Annotated in this window: 21 protein-coding genes and 1 pseudogene; 4 read left to right on the top strand and 18 right to left on the bottom strand. The window is 43.9% G+C overall.

The features are described 5' to 3' along the window. Nucleotides 1-108 precede the first annotated feature (108 nt). The 4 genes and pseudogenes from NLZ44_RS00915 to NLZ44_RS00900 form a co-directional block, all read right to left on the bottom strand. Nucleotides 109-927 (bottom strand): annotated as a pseudogene (locus NLZ44_RS00915) (iron uptake porin); the annotation flags it as partial. Between the two features lie 397 nt (nt 928-1,324). After that, a complete protein-coding gene (locus NLZ44_RS00910; RefSeq protein WP_493751580.1) occupies nt 1,325-1,639 on the bottom strand; it encodes a hypothetical protein in 315 nt (104 codons plus the stop codon). Nucleotides 1,640-1,929: 290 nt separating this feature from the next. Continuing rightward, nucleotides 1,930-2,103: a hypothetical protein gene (locus tag NLZ44_RS00905; RefSeq protein WP_006625523.1), complete on the bottom strand. Its 174-nt coding sequence runs from the start codon at nt 2,101-2,103 to the stop codon at nt 1,930-1,932. Between the two features lie 102 nt (nt 2,104-2,205). Further along, nucleotides 2,206-3,069 (bottom strand): Tab2/Atab2 family RNA-binding protein, encoded by an 864-nt coding sequence (locus tag NLZ44_RS00900; protein WP_006625522.1) that lies wholly within the window; start codon nt 3,067-3,069, stop codon nt 2,206-2,208. 113 nt (nt 3,070-3,182) lie between these two features. Between NLZ44_RS00900 and smpB the strand changes: the two genes are divergently transcribed. Continuing rightward, nucleotides 3,183-3,650, top strand: a complete 468-nt coding sequence (smpB, locus tag NLZ44_RS00895; protein ID WP_006625521.1) for an SsrA-binding protein SmpB — start codon at nt 3,183-3,185, stop codon at nt 3,648-3,650. Between the two features lie 25 nt (nt 3,651-3,675). Next, the gene (fumC, locus tag NLZ44_RS00890; protein ID WP_199456215.1) at nt 3,676-5,082 is read left to right on the top strand and encodes a class II fumarate hydratase; all 1,407 of its coding nucleotides are present in this window, start codon (nt 3,676-3,678) and stop codon (nt 5,080-5,082) included. A gap of 32 nt (nt 5,083-5,114) precedes the next feature. Here the strand turns inward: fumC and NLZ44_RS00885 are convergent, their stop codons facing one another. The 9 genes from NLZ44_RS00885 to NLZ44_RS00845 all read right to left on the bottom strand — a co-directional run bounded on the left by NLZ44_RS00885 (nt 5,115) and on the right by NLZ44_RS00845 (nt 12,427). Then, nucleotides 5,115-5,888: a Uma2 family endonuclease gene (locus NLZ44_RS00885; RefSeq protein ID WP_008050940.1), complete on the bottom strand. Its 774-nt coding sequence runs from the start codon at nt 5,886-5,888 to the stop codon at nt 5,115-5,117. 58 nt (nt 5,889-5,946) lie between these two features. Beyond that, the gene (locus NLZ44_RS00880; protein WP_108614901.1) at nt 5,947-6,783 is read right to left on the bottom strand and encodes a Uma2 family endonuclease; all 837 of its coding nucleotides are present in this window, start codon (nt 6,781-6,783) and stop codon (nt 5,947-5,949) included. A 58-nt stretch (nt 6,784-6,841) separates the two neighbouring features. Beyond that, nucleotides 6,842-7,720, bottom strand: coding sequence for a Uma2 family endonuclease (locus tag NLZ44_RS00875; protein WP_493751576.1), 879 nt, complete (start codon nt 7,718-7,720; stop codon nt 6,842-6,844). 58 nt (nt 7,721-7,778) lie between these two features. Then, nucleotides 7,779-8,594 (bottom strand): Uma2 family endonuclease, encoded by an 816-nt coding sequence (locus tag NLZ44_RS00870; protein WP_493751579.1) that lies wholly within the window; start codon nt 8,592-8,594, stop codon nt 7,779-7,781. 58 nt (nt 8,595-8,652) lie between these two features. Beyond that, nucleotides 8,653-9,510, bottom strand: coding sequence for a Uma2 family endonuclease (locus NLZ44_RS00865; RefSeq protein WP_493751578.1), 858 nt, complete (start codon nt 9,508-9,510; stop codon nt 8,653-8,655). A 58-nt stretch (nt 9,511-9,568) separates the two neighbouring features. Then, complete coding sequence (locus NLZ44_RS00860; protein WP_493751577.1) at nt 9,569-10,363, bottom strand: Uma2 family endonuclease; 795 nt, start codon at nt 10,361-10,363, stop codon at nt 9,569-9,571. A 58-nt stretch (nt 10,364-10,421) separates the two neighbouring features. Then, the gene (locus tag NLZ44_RS00855; protein ID WP_493751576.1) at nt 10,422-11,300 is read right to left on the bottom strand and encodes a Uma2 family endonuclease; all 879 of its coding nucleotides are present in this window, start codon (nt 11,298-11,300) and stop codon (nt 10,422-10,424) included. 191 nt (nt 11,301-11,491) lie between these two features. Beyond that, complete coding sequence (locus NLZ44_RS00850; protein ID WP_006625513.1) at nt 11,492-11,896, bottom strand: hypothetical protein; 405 nt, start codon at nt 11,894-11,896, stop codon at nt 11,492-11,494. A gap of 69 nt (nt 11,897-11,965) precedes the next feature. Next, nucleotides 11,966-12,427 (bottom strand): DUF29 domain-containing protein, encoded by a 462-nt coding sequence (locus NLZ44_RS00845; RefSeq protein ID WP_111890788.1) that lies wholly within the window; start codon nt 12,425-12,427, stop codon nt 11,966-11,968. A 45-nt stretch (nt 12,428-12,472) separates the two neighbouring features. On the opposite strand from NLZ44_RS00845, the gene NLZ44_RS00840 reads away from it, so the two are divergent. Then, nucleotides 12,473-12,709: a hypothetical protein gene (locus NLZ44_RS00840; protein ID WP_199456214.1), complete on the top strand. Its 237-nt coding sequence runs from the start codon at nt 12,473-12,475 to the stop codon at nt 12,707-12,709. Between the two features lie 2 nt (nt 12,710-12,711). Here the strand turns inward: NLZ44_RS00840 and NLZ44_RS00835 are convergent, their stop codons facing one another. Further along, on the bottom strand, nt 12,712-13,323 hold the full coding sequence (locus tag NLZ44_RS00835) for a chorismate lyase (RefSeq protein ID WP_111890786.1): 612 nt from the start codon (nt 13,321-13,323) through the stop codon (nt 12,712-12,714). A 165-nt stretch (nt 13,324-13,488) separates the two neighbouring features. Between NLZ44_RS00835 and NLZ44_RS00830 the strand changes: the two genes are divergently transcribed. Next, entirely contained in the window at nt 13,489-13,881 is a 393-nt protein-coding gene (locus tag NLZ44_RS00830) for a ribbon-helix-helix protein, CopG family (RefSeq protein WP_111890785.1), read from the top strand. On the opposite strand, the gene NLZ44_RS00825 is transcribed toward NLZ44_RS00830, so the two are convergent. The 4 genes from NLZ44_RS00825 to NLZ44_RS00810 form a co-directional block, all read right to left on the bottom strand. Further along, nucleotides 13,882-14,841: a putative 2-dehydropantoate 2-reductase gene (locus NLZ44_RS00825; RefSeq protein ID WP_315651240.1), complete on the bottom strand. Its 960-nt coding sequence runs from the start codon at nt 14,839-14,841 to the stop codon at nt 13,882-13,884. Between the two features lie 48 nt (nt 14,842-14,889). Next, on the bottom strand, nt 14,890-15,300 hold the full coding sequence (locus NLZ44_RS00820) for an acyl-CoA thioesterase (RefSeq protein WP_006625507.1): 411 nt from the start codon (nt 15,298-15,300) through the stop codon (nt 14,890-14,892). 79 nt (nt 15,301-15,379) lie between these two features. Next, nucleotides 15,380-15,811 (bottom strand): tellurite resistance TerB family protein, encoded by a 432-nt coding sequence (locus NLZ44_RS00815; RefSeq protein WP_315651244.1) that lies wholly within the window; start codon nt 15,809-15,811, stop codon nt 15,380-15,382. A gap of 72 nt (nt 15,812-15,883) precedes the next feature. After that, nucleotides 15,884-17,197 (bottom strand): ATP-binding protein, encoded by a 1,314-nt coding sequence (locus NLZ44_RS00810; RefSeq protein ID WP_315651247.1) that lies wholly within the window; start codon nt 17,195-17,197, stop codon nt 15,884-15,886. Between the last annotated feature and the right edge of the window lie 166 nt (nt 17,198-17,363).

The following is a 17,363-nucleotide window of genomic DNA, read 5'->3' as shown; positions in this document are numbered from 1 at the left end:
GAATAGTCCGTCCCCCCAGGCTGAGAAAATGAGCGGGAAACTGTTGCTAGAAACGGAAAGTCGTGAGCCGAGTTCCTACGAAAATATTAGCATTGCGGCTATTGTGATCAGGACATCAAGAATATTGTCTATTCCCAGAGCATTAGCGCCTACCCAGAAGCGAGCTTTACCATCAAAAGCCGGGAAACGGTAGTTTAGATCATCTAGTCGGAAGCCATTACTCCTGCCATCAATGGAAGTGCGAGCCATTAATGTATTATTGAGACCAAAAGCTCTCAGGTTGGGAATGTCTACGGCTTCTAAACGAATTCTCAGCCTGTCTCGACCGCTAAAGCTGCTATCAAAGTTGAGACGGGCCTGGTAGCCGAGATAGGTTTCGGTGGGGTCATCACTGGCTCGGCCAAAGGGTCCCCCTGCTACATTATGACGAGAGCGCGCGCCAAAGCTATCTCCTGCCCAAAATACTACTTCCCCACTAAGTTTGGTAGTAGTGGAGAATTGGTTAGCTTCTAATTCGGCGGTTCTGGCTTCTAGGGCATATACGCGACCTCTTAAAGTGGCTAGTTCTGCTGCAAATTCTTCCTGAAGCCGTTGGATAACTGCTAGGTCATAACGAGTTACCAGATTAGCTACAGAAGCGGCAATTAGTTCGTTAACTCGGTCTAAACAGGCATTTAAACCAGCCGCAAACTCAAAACGAGTCATGGCTCGGTTTCCCCTAAAGGTTCCGTCAGGATAACCTGCGATACAGCCATAGCGCTCAACTAGGGACTGTAGGGCTTGGAATGCCCAGTCTGTGGGTTGCACGTCTGACAACTGGGAAACAGAAGTTACCTGTTCCATGGAGTCTTCTAAGCCACTGTATTGGTTGATTTGCTCGATACCTAAGATGCTGATTTCTGGCTCGGTTTCGGGCTGTATTTGAGCTAATTTTGACACTCCCCGCTCTGAAGAGACGGGGATTCTTGGCTCACCGAGACCACTTAAACTAGATTCCTTGCGTCGTCTAGCCCAGAGGTGGGACTCTCCCCAAGCGTTACTTTCGGTATGCCCTACCGTAGTTGCATTTCTGCCAATCCTGTTTAGATTGAAGCAAATATACCTCAAAAACTGATTTGTCTAGTTCCTGTGAATCTTTTACCTGCTGCCAGGAGGAAGCTAGAACAATGCAGCCAAACCGCATAGATTCAATGGTCAAGGTTCAGTGTACGCCTTGAGGCAACAAGGTTTTTTAAGTGGTTGGTTACCTTTATCCACGCTCAATCGGTGTAGCATTTATCTAGTAAGCGTGTCAAGTCAAACAGCGATGTTGTTCGAGAGTTGATCAGGTCTTGGGCTGACGGGCACTAAAGTACCCGTGTCGCCTTTCATCCTTGCTCTCTTGAGACAAGGTTTTCATGCTCCAGTGCTGTTCGTATAAGGGTGGGCTTGGGGGTTCGGACATGAGGGCGATCGCCACATTAGACTCTGGGCTGATAGAGTCTTCTATCTCTTCAGTAGTTACCGGGTCTACTTGAGATGTCATGTCAAATTTAGTGGCTATTTTTTCTGTGGCTAAGGCGGAACCTGCACTTAGCAGCAGGGCTGCACCCACCAAGCTGGGACTGTGGAGGGTCTTCCAAAGAATTTTGTTTGTCATTTCTAATCTAATCTCACACCAACGCTAAAACATCTGAAAATCGGTTAATAGCTGTAGTTCCTGGATCACTACACCATTAATTGAGAGTTTTTTCTCATGATTGGGGTTGTCTAATTACTTAGAAACCTTTTCCAGTAAACATTTAAACCCTTTAAATCCAGGATAGGATTCTAGGTATGGCTCTAGATACTAATTACAAATTATTCTCTTTAAGGTGTTTATATCATGAAAGTGATTTTTCAAGCTAATGATTCTCAATTAGTTGGCAACCTAGGTCTAGCCCCGGCAAATTAGTTAAGTGTAGCTAATGTATGGCTGCCAATAGTTTTGATTTTCCAAAGATTGTTAAGAATTAATAAGGTTTTATGGCTAACTGTAGGGTCGGGTGCTAGGTCAGCCACGGGAAAAACGAGAGGACTGCCGCACCGACCCCCGGAGAAAATGCGATCGCCTAAAATTGGCATATTGACAAAAATAAGATTGTATGTATAGAGGTGGGATGTTTTCCGGGTGAGTGGGAGAGGGGATAATCAATAATCGTATGACCCCCCTCCAGTGTAATGGGATTAGAAGTCTAACTGCTGAAGCATCCAGAAGCCAGCAAAGGACTCGGAATTAGGGTCAGACTGAATAGCCAAAAAATGCACATTCTTAGCCGAGAGTTTGGCTTGTTCAAAATTCTTGGCTTCGGTCTGGGTTTTGGGGTCGGTGAGGTTAGCCAAAATCCAACTCTCATTTTCCCCTGTTTCCAAAATCAGGTTAGGGCGGGGAGTTTCCACGAGTCGCAGAAAGGCTAACTCCAACCCGGACATCCAAGCGGCTAGGGGTATGGCGCGTGTCGTGAAAATAATCAGACCCGGAACTGGTGTTTCTGGGGATAAGCCCATCATGGGTAAACTGAAGGCTTCGCCAAAGCCGATATCCCATTCTGGCATATCTTCAAAGGCGGCGGCTTCTAAGGAAACGATCGCCCACTGTTCCCCCTGAAGTGCATCTGGTAGCGGTTGAGGTTCGCCGGAGACAAACTGGACTGATGGGTTAGTTCCTTCCTGATAATTAGGATAAGTGGGATAAACTTTGTCGATGCGTTCTTGTAGCCACTGAAACAGGGTATAGGTGCGACGACTAGCTGATGCGGGGATATCTAATCCTTCAGCAGCTTTAGAGATCATATTCGCCATGGGACGGCGGAAAAAACGAATTTTTGATGGTGGTAATGGTGCTTGGGCGATCGCCTCTTGAATAGCTCCCTGCAACCAGATAGAGTTAACCTGGGTACTGGGACAAAATTGTGTATAGCGGAATAGAGACTCGGGGCGCGATCGCACATCTAGGGGGGTTTCACAGATAATCACCTCCCACACTTTTTTCCCGTCTTCGTCCCGCAGCGGACGACTATAAAAATCCAGTTCCCAAATCGTTCCCTTCATTGGATGCTAAAAACTCGCTATGTATACTAAACTCAATTTTTTATTGTCCCATTAAAATGATGGTAACAACAAGGTTGTTGAATTAACCCTGGTTCATGGTACAATGATAAGTCATGAGTAAAGACACTAACGGATACAAAATCCTCACCGATAACCGTAAAGCTCGCTATCTGTACGAGATCCTAGATACCTACGAAGCCGGAATTGAACTGAAAGGCACGGAGGTTAAGTCGATCCGGGCGGGTCGCTCTAATTTGCAGGATGGTTATGCCTTGCTGCGGGATGGAGAGGTGTGGCTGATTAATGTTCATATCTCCCCCTATGAGAATACGGGTAATTTCTTTAATCATGATCCGCGCCGTACCCGGAAGTTGTTGCTACATCGCAAGGAAATTAATAAGCTGATTGGACAGGTAGAACAAAAGGGCTTGACTCTGGTTCCTCTGAAAATGTATCTGAAACGGGGACGGGTTAAGGTGATGATTGGACTGGCGCGAGGTAAGAAGTTGCACGACAAGCGAGAGACGATCCGACGCCGGGATGACGCGCGGTCTATGCAACGCGCACTCAAGCAGTTTTAATAGATAATGGACGGGGAACTTAGGGATGAATCAGGACATGGATGCCAATATGCGAGTTGAACGCGATAGCATGGGGGAAATTCAGGTCCCCGACGATCGCTATTGGGGAGCGCAAACTCAGCGATCGCTTCATTATTTTTCTATTGGTACTGATTTAATCCCCCCAGAGGTGATCGCCGCTTTTGGTATTCTCAAAAAGGCGGCGGCGTTGACTAATCAAGACTTGGGAAAACTGCCCCCAGAGCTGGCAGAATTGATTATACAGGCCGCGCAACAGGTAATTGAGGGTAAGTTATCGGAACATTTCCCCCTGCGAGTGTGGATGACTGGAAGCGGTACTCAATGTAATATGAATGTAAATGAGGTGATTGCTAATTGGGCGATCGCTTCTGTGGGCGGAAAAATGGGCAGTAAAAACCCTATTCATCCCAATGACCATGTGAATATGTCTCAGTCGTCTAACGATACATTTCCGACCGCTATGCACATCGCAGCAGCTTTGGCTTTTCATCAGCGCCTAATTCCTAAAGTCCGAAAAATGCGAGATGCTCTGGCTCAGAAATCGGCAGAATTTAACCATATTGTCAAAATTGGTCGCACCCATTTACAAGATGCTGTTCCCCTGACTTTAGGACAGGAGTTTTCCGGCTATGTGGCGCAACTAGATGCCGACCTAAAACGCATTGAGATGGTTTTACCTGATTTGTATGAATTAGCTATTGGTGGAACCGCTGTAGGAACCGGCCTAAATGCGCCGCCTGGGTTTGCGGAAAGGGTGGCGGAACACATTGCCGAAATGACAGATTTACCCTTTGTTTCAGCACCCAATAAATTTGCCGCTATGGCGGCTCATGATGCCATAGTTATGGCAAGTGGTGCCTTAAAAACCTTAGCCTGTTCTTTGATGAAAATTGCTAATGATATTAGATTTTTAGGGAGTGGTCCGCGCTGTGGTTTGGGGGAATTAATTTTACCCGAAAATGAACCGGGTTCTTCAATTATGCCAGGAAAAGTCAACCCCACCCAATGCGAGGCTATGACTATGGTGGCGGCTCAGGTAATGGGGTATGATACTGCTATTAGTATAGCGGGTTCCCAGGGTCATTTCGAGTTAAATGTGTTTAAGCCAATGATGATTTTTAACCTGCTACAATCGGTTAATATCTTGGCAGATAGTTGTCATAACTTCACTGATTTTCTATTGGTTGGTTTACAGGTAAATCACCGTAAAATTAACAGTTATTTAGAACAATCTTTAATGTTAGTAACTGCTTTAAGTCCTAAAATAGGCTATGACCGAGCCGCAGAAGTCGCTCATTTGGCTTTGGAGAAGGATTCCACCTTAAAGCAGATTTGTGTCGAATTAGGCTATATTTCGGCTGAAGAATTTGACCAAATTGTGGTTCCTAGCAAAATGGCACATCCTCATTAATTAATAGTTAATATCAACTCACTTTCTCAAATCTATGATTCCTCTAGCCGCTGACGTACCACCTCTACAGATAACCCCAATGCTACAGAAATTTGCTGTACTGTTAATCCCATATTGTCTAATTGAGCAATAGCTGCTAAACGAGCCTGACGTTCTTTTTGTGCTTCCAATTGAGCCTGCTGTGCTAACTCTTCCGCACTCAAATAACGTCTCCCCTCTTGGTCAAACCAAGACAGGATTTCTCGGTCAATACCACCTAATGTAGCTTGACTTCTCCCAATTCCTAAACCGATTTCTGGTAGCCAGTAGGGTTCTCCCGTTTGTAACTGGTATTTACCATCAATTTGTCGATAAATCTCGAAGGGTTGATGGCGATCGCGTTGGTAATATTCTGGGTTATAAATAACGTAGTATAGTACCCCCAACTTTTCATAAATCGCCATTTTGGACTCATACTCATTTCCCGGAGTCCAGGAAACCACCTCTAACACTAACTGGGGAACCATTCCCCCCTCTTCCCAGACCACATAACTTTTCCGAGATTTATTACCTGGTCGGCGGCGGTTCACTCCCACCGTCAGAAAACCATCAGGAATTACTGGGACTCTGGGGTTATCCCCGCTGGTGTGATAAATTCCCATATCTACACCGAAATACCAATCATTGCGGTCTTTCCAGATAATTGCTAGAAGAAATAATAGGTAATTGGGGAGAAAGTTTTGGTCTTCGTTATCCACAGGAGTATCATCAGAGTCGGGAAGTTCATCACTGGTGGGTAGATTTTTATAAAGGTCAATAGAAACCATAGGTCTAAACCAGTAGAAGACAGTTTCTCCCCAATTATAGCAGTTATATCGCTAGAATCTATGATTCCTCTAGCTGCTGACGTACCTCATTGATAGATAAGCCCAATGCTACAGAAATTTGCTCTGCTGTCAATCCTATATTGTCTAATTGAGCAATAGCTGCTAAACGCGCCTGACGTTCTTTTTGTGCTTCCAATTGAGCCTGCTGTGCTTCCAATTGAGCCTGCTGTGCTTCCAATTGAGCCTGTTGTGCTTCCAATTGAGCCTGCTGTGCTAACTCTTCCGCACTCAAATAACGTCTCCCCTCTTGGTCAAACCAAGACAGGATTTCTCGGTCAATACCACCTAATGTAGCTTGACTTCTCCCAATTCCTAAACCGATTTCTGGTAGCCAGTAGGGTTCTCCCGTTTGTAACTGGTATTTACCATCAATTTGTCGATAAATCTCGAAGGGTTGATGGCGATCGCGTTGGTAATATTCTGGGTTATAAATAACGTAGTATAGTACCCCCAACTTTTCATAAATCGCCATTTTGGACTCATACTCATTTCCCGGAGTCCAGGAAACCACCTCTAACACTAACTGGGGAACCATTCCCCCCTCTTCCCAGACCACATAACTTTTCCGAGATTTATTACCTGGTCGGCGGCGGTTCACTCCCACCGTCAGAAAACCATCAGGAATTACTGGGACTCTGGGGTTATCCCCGCTGGTGTGATAAATTCCCATATCTACACCGAAATACCAATCATTGCGGTCTTTCCAGATAATTGCTAGAAGAAATAATAGGTAATTGGGGAGAAAGTTTTGGTCTTCGTTATCCACAGGAGTATCATCAGAGTCGGGAAGTTCATCACTGGTGGGTAGATTTTTATAAAGGTCAATAGAAACCATAGGTCTAAACCAGTAGAAGACAGTTTCTCCCCAATTATAGCAGTTATATCGCTAGAATCTATGATTCCTCTAGCTGCTGACGTACCTCATTGATAGATAAGCCCAATGCTACAGAAATTTGCTCTGCTGTCAATCCTATATTGTCTAATTGAGCAATAGCTGCTAAACGCGCCTGACGTTCTTTTTGTGCTTCCAATTGAGCCTGCTGTGCTTCCAATTGAGCCTGCTGTGCTTCCAATTGAGCCTGCTGTGCTTCCAATTGAGCCTGCTGTGCTTCCAATTGAGCCTGCTGTACTTCCAATTGAGCCTGCTGTGCTAACTCTTCCGCACTCAAATAACGTCTCCCCTCTTGGTCAAACCAAGACAGGATTTCTCGGTCAATACCACCTAATGTAGCTTGACTTCTCCCAATTCCTAAACCGATTTCTGGTAGCCAGTAGGGTTCCCCGGTTTGTAACTGGTATTTACCATCAATTTGTCGATAAATCTCGAAGGGTTGATGGCGATCGCGTTGGTAATATTCTGGGTTATAAATAACGTAGTATAGTACCCCCAACTTTTCATAAATCGCCATTTTGGACTCATACTCATTTCCCGGAGTCCAGGAAACCACCTCTAACACTAACTGGGGAACCATTCCCCCCTCTTCCCAGACCACATAACTTTTCCGAGATTTATTACCTGGTCGGCGGCGGTTCACTCCCACCGTCAGAAAACCATCAGGAATTACTGGGACTCTGGGGTTATCCCCGCTGGTGTGATAAATTCCCATATCCACACCGAAATACCAATCATTGCGGTCTTTCCAGATAATTGCTAGAAGAAATAATAGGTAATTGGGGAGAAAGTTTTGGTCTTCGTTATCCACAGGAGTATCATCAGAGTCGGGAAGTTCATCACTGGTGGGTAGATTTTTATAAAGGTCAATAGAAACCATAGGTCTAAACCAGTAGAAGACAGTTTCTCCCCAATTATAGCAGTTATATCGCTAGAATCTATGATTCCTCTAGCTGCTGACGTACCTCATTGATAGATAAGCCCAATGCTACAGAAATTTGCTCTGCTGTCAATCCTATATTGTCTAATTGAGCAATAGCTGCTAAACGCGCCTGACGTTCTTTTTGTGCTTCCAATTGAGCCTGCTGTGCTTCCAATTGAGCCTGCTGTACTTCCAATTGAGCCTGCTGTGCTAACTCTTCCGCACTCAAATAACGTCTCCCCTCTTGGTCAAACCAAGACAGGATTTCTCGGTCAATACCACCTAATGTAGCTTGACTTCTCCCAATTCCTAAACCGATTTCTGGTAGCCAGTAGGGTTCCCCGGTTTGTAACTGGTATTTACCATCAATTTGTCGATAAATCTCGAAGGGTTGATGGCGATCGCGTTGGTAATATTCTGGGTTATAAATAACGTAGTATAGTACCCCCAACTTTTCATAAATCGCCATTTTGGACTCATACTCATTTCCCGGAGTCCAGGAAACCACCTCTAACACTAACTGGGGAACCATTCCCCCCTCTTCCCAGACCACATAACTTTTCCGAGATTTATTACCTGGTCGGCGGCGGTTCACTCCCACCGTCAGAAAACCATCAGGAATTACTGGGACTCTGGGGTTATCCCCGCTGGTGTGATAAATTCCCATATCTACACCGAAATACCAATCATTGCGGTCTTTCCAGATAATTGCTAGAAGAAATAATAGGTAATTGGGGAGAAAGTTTTGGTCTTCGTTATCCACAGGAGTATCATCAGAGTCGGGAAGTTCATCACTGGTGGGTAGATTTTTATAAAGGTCAATAGAAACCATAGGTCTAAACCAGTAGAAGACAGTTTCTCCCCAATTATAACAGTTATATCGCTATAATCTATAATTCCTCTAGCTGCTGACGTACCTCATTAACAGATAACCCCAATGCTACAGAAATTTGCTGTACTGTTAATCCCATATTGTCTAATTGAGCAATAGCTGCTAAACGCGCCTGGCGTTCTTTTTGTGCTTCCAATTGAGCCTGCTGTGCTTCCAATTGAGCCTGCTGTGCTTCCAATTGAGCCTGCTGTGCTTCTAATTGAGCCTGCTGTGCTTCCAATTGAGCCTGCTGTGCTAACTCTTCCGCACTCAAATAACGTCTCCCCTCTTGGTCAAACCAAGACAGGATTTCTCGGTCAATACCACCTAATGTAGCTTGACTTCTCCCAATTCCTAAACCGATTTCTGGTAGCCAGTAGGGTTCCCCGGTTTGTAACTGGTATTTACCATCAATTTGTCGATAAATCTCGAAGGGTTGATGGCGATCGCGTTGGTAATATTCTGGGTTATAAATAACGTAGTATAGTACCCCCAACTTTTCATAAATCGCCATTTTGGACTCATACTCATTTCCCGGAGTCCAGGAAACCACCTCTAACACTAACTGAGGAACCATTCCCCCCTCTTCCCAGACCACATAACTTTTCCGAGATTTATTACCTGGTCGGCGGCGGTTCACTCCCACCGTCAGAAAACCATCAGGAATTACTGGGACTCTGGGGTTATCCCCGCTGGTGTGATAAATTCCCATATCCACACCGAAATACCAATCATTGCGGTCTTTCCAGATAATTGCTAGAAGAAATAATAGGTAATTGGGGAGAAAGTTTTGGTCTTCGTTATCCACAGGAGTATCATCAGAGTCGGGAAGTTCATCACTGGTGGGTAGATTTTTATAAAGGTCAATAGAAACCATAGGTCTAAACCAGTAGAAGACAGTTTCTCCCCAATTATAACAGTTATATCGCTATAATCTATAATTCCTCTAGCTGCTGACGTACCTCATTAACAGATAACCCCAATGCTACAGAAATTTGCTGTACTGTTAATCCCATATTGTCTAATTGAGCAATAGCTGCTAAACGCGCCTGACGTTCTTTTTGTGCTTCCAATTGAGCCTGCTGTGCTTCCAATTGAGCCTGCTGTGCTAACTCTTCCGCACTCAAATAACGTCTCCCCTCTTGGTCAAACCAAGACAGGATTTCTCGGTCAATACCACCTAATGTAGCTTGACTTCTCCCAATTCCTAAACCGATTTCTGGTAGCCAGTAGGGTTCTCCCGTTTGTAACTGGTATTTACCATCAATTTGTCGATAAATCTCGAAGGGTTGATGGCGATCGCGTTGGTAATATTCTGGGTTATAAATAACGTAGTATAGTACCCCCAACTTTTCATAAATCGCCATTTTGGACTCATACTCATTTCCCGGAGTCCAGGAAACCACCTCTAACACTAACTGGGGAACCATTCCCCCCTCTTCCCAGACCACATAACTTTTCCGAGATTTATTACCTGGTCGGCGGCGGTTCACTCCCACCGTCAGAAAACCATCAGGAATTACTGGGACTCTGGGGTTATCCCCGCTGGTGTGATAAATTCCCATATCCACACCGAAATACCAATCATTGCGGTCTTTCCAGATAATTGCTAGAAGAAATAATAGGTAATTGGGGAGAAAGTTTTGGTCTTCGTTATCCACAGGAGTATCATCAGAGTCGGGAAGTTCATCACTGGTGGGTAGATTTTTATAAAGGTCAATAGAAACCATAGGTCTAAACCAGTAGAAGACAGTTTCTCCCCAATTATAGCAGTTATATCGCTAGAATCTATGATTCCTCTAGCTGCTGACGTACCTCATTGATAGATAAGCCCAATGCTACAGAAATTTGCTCTGCTGTCAATCCTATATTGTCTAATTGAGCAATAGCTGCTAAACGCGCCTGACGTTCTTTTTGTGCTTCCAATTGAGCCTGCTGTGCTTCCAATTGAGCCTGCTGTGCTTCCAATTGAGCCTGCTGTGCTTCCAATTGAGCCTGCTGTGCTTCCAATTGAGCCTGCTGTACTTCCAATTGAGCCTGCTGTGCTAACTCTTCCGCACTCAAATAACGTCTCCCCTCTTGGTCAAACCAAGACAGGATTTCTCGGTCAATACCACCTAATGTAGCTTGACTTCTCCCAATTCCTAAACCGATTTCTGGTAGCCAGTAGGGTTCCCCGGTTTGTAACTGGTATTTACCATCAATTTGTCGATAAATCTCGAAGGGTTGATGGCGATCGCGTTGGTAATATTCTGGGTTATAAATAACGTAGTATAGTACCCCCAACTTTTCATAAATCGCCATTTTGGACTCATACTCATTTCCCGGAGTCCAGGAAACCACCTCTAACACCAACTGAGGAACCATTCCCCCCTCTTCCCAGACCACATAACTTTTCCGAGATTTATTACCTGGTCGGCGGCGGTTCACTCCCACCGTCAGAAAACCATCAGGAATTACTGGGACTCTGGGGTTATCCCCGCTGGTGTGATAAATTCCCATATCCACACCGAAATACCAATCATTGCGGTCTTTCCAGATAATTGCTAGAAGAAATAATAGGTAATTGGGGAGAAAGTTTTGGTCTTCGTTATCCACAGGAGTATCATCAGAGTCGGGAAGTTCATCACTGGTGGGTAGATTTTTATAAAGGTCAATAGAAACCATAGGTCTAAACCAGTAGAAGACAGTTTTAAAAATTCGATGTTTAAATTATAGCATATCTGCGATCGCGGGTTATTTATTAATGTTTAATTAAGCTTTTTTAACAAAAAATAAGGGTGGGTTTATCATTCTTTTACTTTGTAGTAGCAAGCTGATATGATGAACCCAACCCTAGGTTATTTTCGGGGGAAGTGTTATTTTAATATGTTTGACACTTCAGCATGAATGAGGGCAATATTTGGGTCACGCTGAATGGCTTGATAATAACGCTTTTCTCGTTCGGTTCCCTGTTCATCTACTCGCAGTAGAAATTTAGCTTCTTCTAGTAGTTCGTTAACTTGGTCTAAGGTGACGGGTTCTTTTTCCTCTAGGGTTTCGTCAATTTTGACAATAAATTGGGAAAATGGTCGCAGCCAGCTAAACCAATCATCTCCAATTACTAGCCGGAAAAATTCTCCTTTAGAGGGGATGCGTCCGTAACACTTCTCATAAGTAATGCGTTCGGACTCTAGGAGATTTTTATGTAAGTTAAGTAAGCCTGTCCGCAACTGACGCAGACGCTTAAATGGAAGATTGAGAGGAGATTGAGTTGAGGACATGAATACAAATACGATCGCTATTTTCTTAGTTATCTTATTATCCCATAGAATGGGTAATTTAATGATAACTTATTCCCAATCTTGGCTGGTGTCACAAATAAAATTATCGGTGATAATATCATCAAATTGGTAAGGACAAATATCGGGAAAAGTTCGCAAAGGCAGACCTGTCTCTCGGAGAGCCAAATCAACCCCAGCCTCGAAGCTGTCCTCCAAGGCTTGGGCGATTCGGGACTTTAAACTAGGATTTCGAGATAAATGTCGCCGGGTGGCGCGGCGCTGTTCTCGAATGGTCAAGAACCAACTCCTTGAGCGTTTATGGGGTTGATATTCCCACTTGAGTAAATGTCCTAACAAGACTGTTAGATGACTGACTAATTCTCGATATTCTTGTCTTCCCAAACTGTCAATTTCAGCGTGTAAATTTTGCCAATCTAGGTTATTAATATCCTGTTGGGCTAAGGCTTGTAACTGCCACTGAGTCCAACCGTAAAAGTCCTGTTGATATAGGGAAAGTTTCTGACTATCCATAATCAGGATGCCTATATGTTATAATGGTGCATGATATTTGAATTAATGATTATGGCATCTATTTCTAGGTCGGAAGTAAAACAACTGTTAGAACGTTTGATTTTTGTGGACGATCGCCCTCAAGATTGGGTAGAGGATGTGTGGGGCATGAGTCCGACTTTAGGGGAAACTGCCGCCCGCTTGGTTGATGCTTTTGATGCTGTAATTGAATGTTGTTCGGAGGAAAAGTTAGAGAATATGTTACAGTCTCTCTATAGCGATCGCATCGATGAAGATATCTGATATCATAGCATTTGCGTAGCTCCTAAATACTTGGTAAGATAGGGGGAAAACACCTCATAAATCAAGGTTAAGGGCTTCCCGTGATGCCAGAAAAGATAATAACGACCCCAAAAAGGCCCCGGCTGTCCAAAGGCTAATTCTAAGGCTTTAGAATCGCCATAGTCAATACCTTGCACATCTCGATATAATTCAGTTCTCAGCCTGGCTAAACTTGCCCAAATTGGCAGAGATCTATTTTGTAAATACTCGTCAACGTGGCTATTTTCCCACCAGGAAGTAGCATAGGCTAAACGTTGTCCTGATGCAGTCCGCAACCAGACTTGACGGCGCAGCCGAGGGCCAGGGACTGCCTGAATCAATGGCGGCGCACCATCTGGACTCATACCAATGGCAGACATATCAATCACATCGACCTCTGTAGGTTCTCCGGTGAGTAGTTGCAGGTGGCGGGTTGGCGATCCGTCTCCCAATAGCATAATTTGCCAGGCTGGGGATAGTTGGCTGTGGGGGAGTCCTTGGCGGACTGTTTCCTGGTTTCCCTGCCAACGACACCGGAGGCGATGCCAGCCAGCAGGCTGTTGAATTGGGTTAGGGGAGTGAATGTGGGCAGTCAATGTTTTTTACAATTCTTAACGTTGGTTTTAATCATAGCGCGTATTTGTGATCATGAGTTTTAATCCCCTTGGGGGGAATTTAATGGCAGCCCTAGAGTTTCTGAAGTTTCCCAGAAACCACTATCAGGATTATAATTAACGGAATCAGTCAAAGTATAAAATATTATGTCAGATCCTATGTCGGCTCCTAATGATATCACCTTAACGGTCACAGTTTCCCAGGAGTTAATGCAGGAAATTGAGCAAAAATCCCAGGAAAATGGACACAGCATCACGCAACTGGTGCAGGAAGCGATCAGGGAATATTTAGCCCTCAATAATGCCACAGATATAGAACTTTTACGTCGTCAAATAATTGAACTCCAGCGACAACTGTTAACTCTGGAAAAAATCCCCCAATATTTAACGGCGGTTGAAACTAGGGTAGCGATATTAGAAAGGCGCTTAGGTTCAGTAAGTATAACTAATCAACGATCATCTTTACCTACTGTGGCAGCAGATGATGAGGATTTTGATGATGAACCGGATGAAATTCTCACGGATTTTTTGGCTGATTAATTAAAGGCAATTTTGGGTATCTAAAAACTTTAATTGCTGATATAACATCTGAATGCGAGGTAGATGCACTCCTCCGGCTGTAGCCATTTTTAAGGGATTGCCTAAAATGGCATCAATTTCTAGGGGTCGGCGCTGATCATAGTCAATTTTCATGCTGGTTTTATAGGGTGTCATGGTTTCGGTATGAGACAACATTTGATTAATTATTTCGGGGTCAAGAAAGCGATCGCAACCCTTAGCGCCCTGTAAAACTTCCCCCATAATGTCCTCAACTAAAACCCGAGTTGCTGGATTTGACATCATTTGATCAGTGCGGGCATTTAAAACTACTGATAATCCATTATAGGGGATATTCCACACCAACTTTTCCCAACGAATTGAGAGTAAATCTTCGGCTATGTCTAGGGGGACACCAGCCTTTTTAAAATCATCACCAATTTGTTGGAGTCGGGGGGTAATGCCACCAGATTGGTAATTGTGGTTATATTCGGCTAGTTTCATCATACCATAGTCTAAATGGCGAATATAACCAGGTTTGATTTTATTAGAACAAATTACACAAATACCCCCTAAAACTCTGTGATTGCCGACTATTTCGGCTATTTCTGGCTCAATTCCTAACCCATTTTGTAAGACCAAAACCACGCCATCAGGTTTTAATACTGGGGGTAAAATTTGGGGTAGTAAATGATTTTCTGTGGATTTTATGGCGACAATTACTACATCACAGGGTGGCATTTTTTGGGGATTATTGTAGGCTGGGACTTGGGGGAGTTGAAAATCACCCCAAACGGATTCTATTTGTAAGCCATGCTGACTCACCCAATCGTAATCACTTCTGAGTAAAAAATGAACATCTAGTCCTGATTTCTGAAGTTTAGCGCCATAGAATCCACCTAATGCCCCGGTGCCAATAACTGCATAACTACGAGGATTGCTAAGTTGAGAAACCAAAGTCATATCATCTAATTAATTGATGGTCAAAAGCTGTTAATATTATGACACAAATCATTGTATTTGTCGAGGATTTAACCATTGTTGAATGGGAGGAGGAAGGGGTTGTCTTTGGCGGGTAGATGGGTTAATTGAGATATGCTTAGTTATACCTTGGGCGATTAATGATTGAGGCTGATCAGCAAGGCAGATTTGATATTCTATCTGAAAGGTATCTAGGCTTAGTTGTTGAGGTGAGAGGTTAATGACAATCCGATCGCCACAATAAATGGGTTGCCGATAGTCCATAGAAGCATGGACAATGGGAATGGCAAAATCGGGGTTATTGACAAAAGTTTTTAGGTCAATGCCTAGATTAATTAAAGCGGCTTCATAGGCTTGGTGACACATAGACATCATCTGGGCAAAATAGACAACGCCAGCGGCATCAGTTTCGCTAAAGTAGACAGTTCTAGTATATACCACAAAGGTGATGAATAAATGAGCAATTTCGGACTATTGTTCCCCTGAACTAGGGGAAATCAGGGGAATTTATGGGAATTGACTATCCTTGGTTTTTGATCATCATAACATCAATAATTTTGGTAGCTATTTCCTCTGATAAATCGAGGTAACTGTAGAGGTCATTAAGTAGGTCTTCTTCCTCTTTGGTAATTTCACCATCAGCGAGAGTGATATCTGTAGCAATGGCAAAGACTGTTTCCCGTAACTCTTTGGGTAAGACAGCGATCGCCGATTTTAATAAAGTATTGTAGCCGTGGGTTTTAATTTCCGTGAGTAGACGATCTAGCATTTCCCGTTTCTGAGTCGGGGAATAGTCGCTAAAAAGCTGCATTCGCGATAGACTACTATTGAGGATTTGAGACTCACTGGGGAGAACCAAACCATCAGCGGCTATGGCAATTAAAGCGATCGCCGCAAAGGCTTCCGGGGGTGAAAGTTTAATAGTAGCGTTGCTATCAGTAGATTCAGACATAGTTAATTTTTCCTGATTTGGGAGTATTTCCGATCTTGATTATGATGACACTGGATGCCGAATTTTTCCAATCTATTGATCAGCTAGGGCAATTTCCGCGGCCAGAAAATCGATAAACTGTCGCGCCGTCCGTCCCGATCGCCCATTATGTCTTGTTGCCCACTGGCGGGCGCGATAATCAAGATCTTCTGGATCGATAGTTATTCCGGCTTGAGTAGCCAGATGCCTAACTATGCTAAGATAAGTTTCCTGATCTGCTGGTTCAAAAGTCAGGGTTAAGCCAAAGCGATCGGCAAATGATAGCTTTTCCTGGACTGTATCCCAAGCCTGTACTTCATTCTGGTCTTGAGGACGGGGACGTTCATCAAAAAACTCTCGGACTAAATGGCGGCGGTTTGAAGTGGCATATACCACCACATTTTCAGGTCGGGCGGTCATATTTCCTTCCAGGACAACTTTCAAGGCTTTAAAAGCATCATCATCTTCTTCAAAAGATAGGTCATCCACAAAGATAATAAACTTTTGGGGAACTCCCCGCAACTGTTCAATTACTTGGGGTAGGTCTCGCAGTTCAGATTTAGTTACTTCAATTAATCGCAAACCCCGATCGCTATATTGATGTAACAAGGCTTTAACTAGGGAAGATTTCCCTGACCCCCTACTGCCATATAACAGAACATTTAAGGCTGAATATCCCGCCAATAAAAACTCGGTATTTTTTAACAAGATTTCTCGCTGTGGTTCATATCCTACTAATTGGTTGAGGTGAATCGGATCAGGATTCGCGATCGCCATTAGTTCCCCATTCCGCCAACGAAATGCCTGGTTTTCGGCAAATTGACCAGTTCCATATTGTCGATAGTGGGCGGCGATCGCTTCAATGGCATCTCCCCAATTTTCCCCTTGGGCTAACTGATTACGCAGAGCCAGTTCTTCAATTTTATCAACTAAAATAGGTTCATCTTCCCAAACTATTGGCAATTCGGGAATTTGGGCGATCGCTTGTACCCATTGAGCCATTTTTATCCCCTGACATTTATAGAGGATATGTAAGATTCCTAAATCGTGACGGGTAGCCGCAATTAAAGAGGGATTTAATGCCGTTAGGTCGCACTGTTGGGCTTGACGGGAAAAGGGATTATCTGCCCTCAGAATTTGAGTGATTAAGTAATTTTGCCAGCTTTGGGATTGTTCGGCTTGGACTCGAAACCAGTAACTATAAGCCTGTAAAGTTTGATGGCTGTCTGCTTGTAACATATAGTCTAATAGGTTCATAAAGGCTTGACCTATTGGATCTCCCATTACTTCCTGATAAAGCAGCAGGGATAGCGCTTGACGTTGCAGAAATCGAATTTTAGCGATCGCTTCAGATAACGGTGAGGACATGGGCTAATTTGGCTGAAACTTACATCTAAACACAACCACGACACTCTCTGATTATATGGCATAGTGCCACCATCAAAAACGTTAATTTTTACAACATTTTCTGCGGAGTCTGTCTGATTCCTGATAAGTTGCTATTGATGGCAGTTTTTAATCAGTAGGAGTTGGG

The organism is Arthrospira sp. PCC 9901 (genome assembly GCF_059013425.1).
The sequence above is the reverse complement of the archived record's forward strand: the minus strand, read 5'-3'. Positions and strand labels throughout refer to the sequence as shown.

What these genes read in the sequence shown, in the direction of transcription:
- smpB (WP_006625521.1), top strand. Translation starts at nt 3,183, where the DNA reads ATGAGTAAAGACACTAACGGATACAAAATCCTCACCGATAACCGTAAA.
- NLZ44_RS00870 (WP_493751579.1), bottom strand. Translation starts at nt 8,594, where the DNA reads ATGGTTTCTATTGACCTTTATAAAAATCTACCCACCAGTGATGAACTT.
- NLZ44_RS00905 (WP_006625523.1), bottom strand. Translation starts at nt 2,103, where the DNA reads ATGCCAATTTTAGGCGATCGCATTTTCTCCGGGGGTCGGTGCGGCAGT.
- fumC (WP_199456215.1), top strand. Translation starts at nt 3,676, where the DNA reads ATGAATCAGGACATGGATGCCAATATGCGAGTTGAACGCGATAGCATG.
- NLZ44_RS00880 (WP_108614901.1), bottom strand. Translation starts at nt 6,783, where the DNA reads ATGGTTTCTATTGACCTTTATAAAAATCTACCCACCAGTGATGAACTT.
- NLZ44_RS00825 (WP_315651240.1), bottom strand. Translation starts at nt 14,841, where the DNA reads ATGACTTTGGTTTCTCAACTTAGCAATCCTCGTAGTTATGCAGTTATT.
- NLZ44_RS00900 (WP_006625522.1), bottom strand. Translation starts at nt 3,069, where the DNA reads ATGAAGGGAACGATTTGGGAACTGGATTTTTATAGTCGTCCGCTGCGG.
- NLZ44_RS00875 (WP_493751576.1), bottom strand. Translation starts at nt 7,720, where the DNA reads ATGGTTTCTATTGACCTTTATAAAAATCTACCCACCAGTGATGAACTT.
- NLZ44_RS00860 (WP_493751577.1), bottom strand. Translation starts at nt 10,363, where the DNA reads ATGGTTTCTATTGACCTTTATAAAAATCTACCCACCAGTGATGAACTT.
- NLZ44_RS00865 (WP_493751578.1), bottom strand. Translation starts at nt 9,510, where the DNA reads ATGGTTTCTATTGACCTTTATAAAAATCTACCCACCAGTGATGAACTT.
- NLZ44_RS00815 (WP_315651244.1), bottom strand. Translation starts at nt 15,811, where the DNA reads ATGTCTGAATCTACTGATAGCAACGCTACTATTAAACTTTCACCCCCG.
- NLZ44_RS00855 (WP_493751576.1), bottom strand. Translation starts at nt 11,300, where the DNA reads ATGGTTTCTATTGACCTTTATAAAAATCTACCCACCAGTGATGAACTT.
- NLZ44_RS00845 (WP_111890788.1), bottom strand. Translation starts at nt 12,427, where the DNA reads ATGGATAGTCAGAAACTTTCCCTATATCAACAGGACTTTTACGGTTGG.
- NLZ44_RS00910 (WP_493751580.1), bottom strand. Translation starts at nt 1,639, where the DNA reads ATGACAAACAAAATTCTTTGGAAGACCCTCCACAGTCCCAGCTTGGTG.
- NLZ44_RS00885 (WP_008050940.1), bottom strand. Translation starts at nt 5,888, where the DNA reads ATGGTTTCTATTGACCTTTATAAAAATCTACCCACCAGTGATGAACTT.
- NLZ44_RS00850 (WP_006625513.1), bottom strand. Translation starts at nt 11,896, where the DNA reads ATGTCCTCAACTCAATCTCCTCTCAATCTTCCATTTAAGCGTCTGCGT.
- NLZ44_RS00840 (WP_199456214.1), top strand. Translation starts at nt 12,473, where the DNA reads ATGATTATGGCATCTATTTCTAGGTCGGAAGTAAAACAACTGTTAGAA.
- NLZ44_RS00830 (WP_111890785.1), top strand. Translation starts at nt 13,489, where the DNA reads ATGTCAGATCCTATGTCGGCTCCTAATGATATCACCTTAACGGTCACA.
- NLZ44_RS00810 (WP_315651247.1), bottom strand. Translation starts at nt 17,197, where the DNA reads ATGTCCTCACCGTTATCTGAAGCGATCGCTAAAATTCGATTTCTGCAA.